The organism is Siphonobacter sp. (genome assembly GCF_048595215.1).
Lineage (GTDB): Bacteria > Bacteroidota > Bacteroidia > Cytophagales > Spirosomataceae > Siphonobacter.
Window position 1 is genome coordinate 1 of the sequence record NZ_JBMDWJ010000132.1, and the last position, 4,548, is coordinate 4,548.

General features: G+C 49.0%; 4 protein-coding genes and 2 tRNA genes. 4 read left to right on the forward strand and 2 right to left on the reverse strand.

Annotation, left to right across the window (positions count from 1 at the left end):
* Positions 1-272 (reverse strand): TRAM domain-containing protein (locus ACOJTG_RS07690; protein WP_420153275.1); only part of this gene is annotated, 272 nt, incomplete at its 3' end.
* Between the two features lie 117 nt (positions 273-389).
* On the opposite strand from ACOJTG_RS07690, the gene ACOJTG_RS07695 reads away from it, so the two are divergent.
* Together ACOJTG_RS07695 and ACOJTG_RS07700 are read left to right on the forward strand one after the other, a co-directional pair.
* Entirely contained in the window at positions 390-2,612 is a 2,223-nt protein-coding gene (locus ACOJTG_RS07695) for a gliding motility-associated C-terminal domain-containing protein (RefSeq protein WP_420153276.1), read from the forward strand.
* A 60-nt stretch (positions 2,613-2,672) separates the two neighbouring features.
* Positions 2,673-3,485, forward strand: a complete 813-nt coding sequence (locus ACOJTG_RS07700; RefSeq protein ID WP_420153277.1) for an SDR family oxidoreductase — start codon at positions 2,673-2,675, stop codon at positions 3,483-3,485.
* Here ACOJTG_RS07700 and ACOJTG_RS07705 read toward each other — a convergent pair.
* Positions 3,482-4,213 carry an SH3 domain-containing protein gene (locus ACOJTG_RS07705; protein WP_420153278.1) on the reverse strand — a complete coding sequence of 244 codons (732 nt, stop codon included), beginning with the start codon at positions 4,211-4,213 and terminating at the stop codon, positions 3,482-3,484. The two genes, ACOJTG_RS07700 and ACOJTG_RS07705, sit on opposite strands and share 4 nt — an antisense overlap.
* 73 nt (positions 4,214-4,286) lie before the next feature.
* On the opposite strand from ACOJTG_RS07705, the gene ACOJTG_RS07710 reads away from it, so the two are divergent.
* Together ACOJTG_RS07710 and ACOJTG_RS07715 are read left to right on the forward strand one after the other, a co-directional pair.
* A tRNA-Lys gene (locus ACOJTG_RS07710) sits at positions 4,287-4,362 on the forward strand.
* 88 nt (positions 4,363-4,450) lie between these two features.
* A tRNA-Lys gene (locus tag ACOJTG_RS07715) sits at positions 4,451-4,526 on the forward strand.
* Positions 4,527-4,548 lie beyond the last annotated feature (22 nt).

Here is a 4,548-nt window from a genome sequence, read left to right on the forward strand (position 1 = left end):
TGCTGCCATTTGCAGCCACCACAGGTTCCAAAATGCTGACAACGGGGCGTTTGACGGAGGTTGGAATACTCTCGTACCGCAATAGCCCGGCCTTCCCGAAAGCTGGACTTGGTTTTATATATGCGAACATCGACCAGATCACCGGGGGCTACCTCTCCCTCAATGAAAATCACCTGCCCATCGTTACGGGCCAGACATTTTCCTTCGGCGGCAAAATCTTCAACCCGGAGATTTTCCAGAATCACCGGGGCTTTTTGTTGTTTCTTTCTCATTGATCCCGCAAAATTAGACATTTTCCGGAGCCTCTCCGCTATTTCAGTCCCCGCATCGTCGGATTCTTTGCTGATTCAGCCCTAAACCGTAAATTCCGTAATTGATCCTGTTGTACTATGAAAAAAATTTACCTGACTTTTTTATTACTGTGGAGTGTACTGCTGGCCCGAGCTACGCACATTGTGGGTGGGGAGTTGCAATTTGAATCGCTGAGAAGCAGTATCAACGGAGCTACGCACCGCATTTCGCTGAACCTGTACTTTGATGACATTAACGGCCAACCCGGAGCTAATGACTTAACCGTAGTAATTTCGGTTTTTCGCAAACGTGATAATGCCCGAATGGGTGATCTGGAAATGCCCCGGGTAGCCAGTGCCCTGATTCCCTACAGCAATCCGCTCTGTACATCGGCGGGAGCTTCCCTGCGTACGCGACTCATTCGCTACAGCTCCGACGTTATTTTTCGACAACAGGAATTTGATGATCCGCAGGGCTATTACATCGTCTGGGAACGCTGCTGTCGGAACAACATCATTACCAACATCGTACGACCTCAGGATGCGGCTACCGTATTTTACCTCGAAATGCCACCGCTGTATCAGAATAGTCGGCCCTATGTCAACTCTTCTCCTCAATTTACGACCGTAAAAGGTGACTTTATCTGTCTGAACCGTCCCTTTACCTTTGATTTTAGTGCCATTGATCCCGATGGAGACAGTCTGCGTTATTCCCTCGTTACGCCCCTGAATGGATTTAGTAACACCATTAATCCCAGGCCATTAGCTCAGCCGAGTTCATCGTACCCCGCTATCACGTGGGGGGCTGGATTTTCGGCGACGACAGCCATCATTGGGAATCCACCGCTGACTATCAACCCACGTACGGGACAGTTGTCAGTAACGGCTACGCAACTGGGGCTGCACGTGTTTTCGGTAATGGTGGAGGAGTTTCGGGCGGGTAAACGCATTGGGCTGGTTCGTCGGGACTTCCAATTGAAAGTGATCGACTGCCCCATGAGTGCTCCTCCCGTAGTAATGGCTCGGGAGCAGGGGAAAAGAGAATTCTACAAACCCGGCCAAACCATGGAGATGACGGTAGGCGAGCAGCGGTGCATTGATCTGTTTTTTACGGACAAAGACCCCAATTCCCGCCTGAATTTAAAAGTACAAGCCTTGCATCCGAACCCGCTACAGTATACCATTACGCCCACCCAAGTGACACTGACCACGGGTAGTGATACGGCTCGGGCTCAAATCTGCCTGGGGGAATGTGCCGAAAGTGCCGATAGCCGGCCCTTACGGTTTCAGGTGATCGCCAGTGACGAAAGTTGTCCCCTTCCCCAACACGATACGTTAACTATCAGCGTATTCGTTCGGCCCAGAGCCAATCAGAAACCGAAGGTATCGACGACTTTAGCCAATAACCGGGCAACCGTAATGGTAGGAACGAAGCTTGATTTTAATATCGACGGTTTGGATCTGGACCCGGACAGTATTCGGCTGGAGGCCCGGGGGCGTGGTTTTTCGTTGGCTAGTGTAGGGATGAACTTCACACCCTCCCAAGGACTGGGGAAAGCTCGTTCACCCTTTAGCTGGACCTTGCCCTGTGCGGCCGTACGTCGGGAACCGTACATCGTTGATTTCTACGTCATCGATCTTCGCTGCGGCCGTAACCTGACGGATTCCGTCAGTGTTGAGTTAACAACTACCGGAAGGCCCAGTCAGCCCCCGTCAGTGGCAACAACCTTACCCGGCAATACGGCTACCGTAACCCTACAGGGAATCGCTGGTCAGCCCATTCGGTTTCAAGTCAATGCTCAGGATCCCGAACGAGATCCCTTGGTACTGCGGGGGCAGGGAAGGGGCTTTACCCTGGGCGAAGCGGGTATGCAATGGAGTGATCAGTCGGGTACGGGTACGGTGAGTGGTCCATTCGAATGGATACCAACCTGTGAACTCATGGAAGGACTGCCCGAGAAAACGTTTATTGTGGATTTTATTACCGAAGACAATTCCTGTAATCCCAACCGGTACGATTCCGTAAAGGTAGAACTGGTGGTTCGTGATCAGATGGTAGACTATGAATTTCTACCACCCAACGTATTTACGCCCAATGCCGACGGTAAAAACGATCATTTTTCAGTGGACGATTTGCCCCTAGATAACTGTATTGAGCAATTCCAGTACGTCGAGATTTTTAACCGCTGGGGGAAACGCGTCTTCCGTGATACCAAGCACAATTTTCGCTGGACGGGCGAAGACTTCTCCACTGGGCAGTACTACTACGTCATTAAGTATTCCAAACGTCAGTTTAAGGGGGTGGTGAACCTCTTACGCTAGAGCCGGTCGTATCTAAAGTGTAGAGCGGACCGTATTTTAGCAGTTTTGAATGAAAAGGCTATGAAAGATAAAGTGGTACTCATTACGGGCGGTTCTTCCGGGATTGGAAAAGCATTGGCGGTGGAATTTGGCCGAAAGGGTAGTAAAGTAGTGATCACGGGTCGGGATGCCGGGAAATTAGCCGAAGTCGAAACACTGCTAAAAAACGAAGGCATCACCTGCCTGAGTCTGGTTTCTGACGTTAGTGTACAGGCAGACAATGAAGCCGTGATAGCAGCGGTTGTTGCTGAGTTTGGTCAGCTCGATGTACTGATTAACAATGCCGGTATTTCGATGCGAGCCATGTTCGAAGACCTCGATCCTGAAGTCATTCGTAAAGTCATGGACATTAATTTCTTCGGCAGTGTCTACGCAACCAAAGCAGCTTTGCCACACCTGCTCAAGAGCAAGGGCAGTATCGTGGGCATTTCGTCTATCGCGGGGTATCGGGGTTTGCCGGTACGCGTAGGGTACTCGGCTTCAAAGTTTGCCTTGAACGGCTTCCTAGAAGCTTTACGCACCGAATTACTGCATTCGGGCGTACACGTGCTGACCGCCTCGCCGGGTTTTACAGCTTCGAATATCCGCGTTGCCTCGCTGGGAAAAGACGGGCAGAAAATGGGAGAGACGATGCGGAATGAAGCAAAAATGATGTCGGCGGAGGAAGTGGCTGCTCATATCTATAAAGCCATCGTTCAACGCAAAAGGGAGTTGATTCTGACTTCGCAGGGTAAGCTCACCGTATGGCTGAATAAGCTTTTTCCAAAGTTTATGGATACCATGGTCTACAACGAATTAGCCAAGGAAGAGAATTCACCCCTGCGAAAACGCTAGCGGACAATCCAGACATCGGAGGATTTGACGTATACGAGCTGATTTTCCCAGAGTACCTGGTACCAGATATCCGATTTTCCAACCACTTTCAGGCGGTGACCTTCTTTAACGATCTCGGTCGGGGGAGCTGCCGCTGAAGGATCACTCCGAAGAATTGAACCCTCTTTCCGAATGATGGCCTGTCGGTAACGGCCCGGCAGATTAACTAAGAGAGCAACGCCCGCCCAGTAGAAGAAGAAAATCATTTTGTGCCGGAAGGGAATGTACTGATGCTTGAGTCGTTTACTGAGTAAAACGGCAAAAACGTATACCCCGATGATAAGGAATAGGCCAATGAGATAGCCCGAGTACTGCTTGAAGAGTAGAATGAGCAGATTAAAGTCATCCAGCTCGTATCCTTTCCAGCCTTGGTCGCGGGCGATTTCATTCATTTTTCGCAGTACGCGTTCGTCCGGAATCTGTTCGTAGTACAGGTTGAGGTAGTATTGTACCTGAAGCCAATCTTTTTTTTGTTCGTAGAGATAAGCCAGTTTTAAATAAACAGTTGGAGAAATTAGGGGTGAAGTCTTCAGAATTTGTTCGTAGGCCAGGGTTGCTTTCCGAAAACTATGAATTTCGAACAGAGAATCGGCGTGAATAAGTCGTTGTGCGACATTCTGAGCAGCAGACAGTTGCAGGCTGGCAAAGAAAAAAAAGATAGAGAATTGTAAATTTTTAAGTCGTAACACTTGCGTTCGGCTGCTGATAACACTACTTTTGCACTCGCAAAAACGGAAAGATTTTCTGTCAAGCAAAGATAATGATTCTGTAGCTCAGCTGGTAGAGCAATACACTTTTAATGTATGGGTCCTGGGTTCGAATCCCAGCGGAATCACCAAAACAGTTTAGAGTTAAATCAACGCTTTTAGCGTCTCTTCGTTACCATCCGAAGTTTGTTTTAATCCTCTATTTTGTTAGAAAGTACTGATTCTGTAGCTCAGCTGGTAGAGCAATACACTTTTAATGTATGGGTCCTGGGTTCGAATCCCAGCGGAATCACCAAAACAGTTTAGAGTTAAATCAA

What these genes read in the sequence shown, in the direction of transcription:
- ACOJTG_RS07695 (WP_420153276.1), top strand. Translation starts at nt 390, where the DNA reads ATGAAAAAAATTTACCTGACTTTTTTATTACTGTGGAGTGTACTGCTG.
- ACOJTG_RS07700 (WP_420153277.1), top strand. Translation starts at nt 2,673, where the DNA reads ATGAAAGATAAAGTGGTACTCATTACGGGCGGTTCTTCCGGGATTGGA.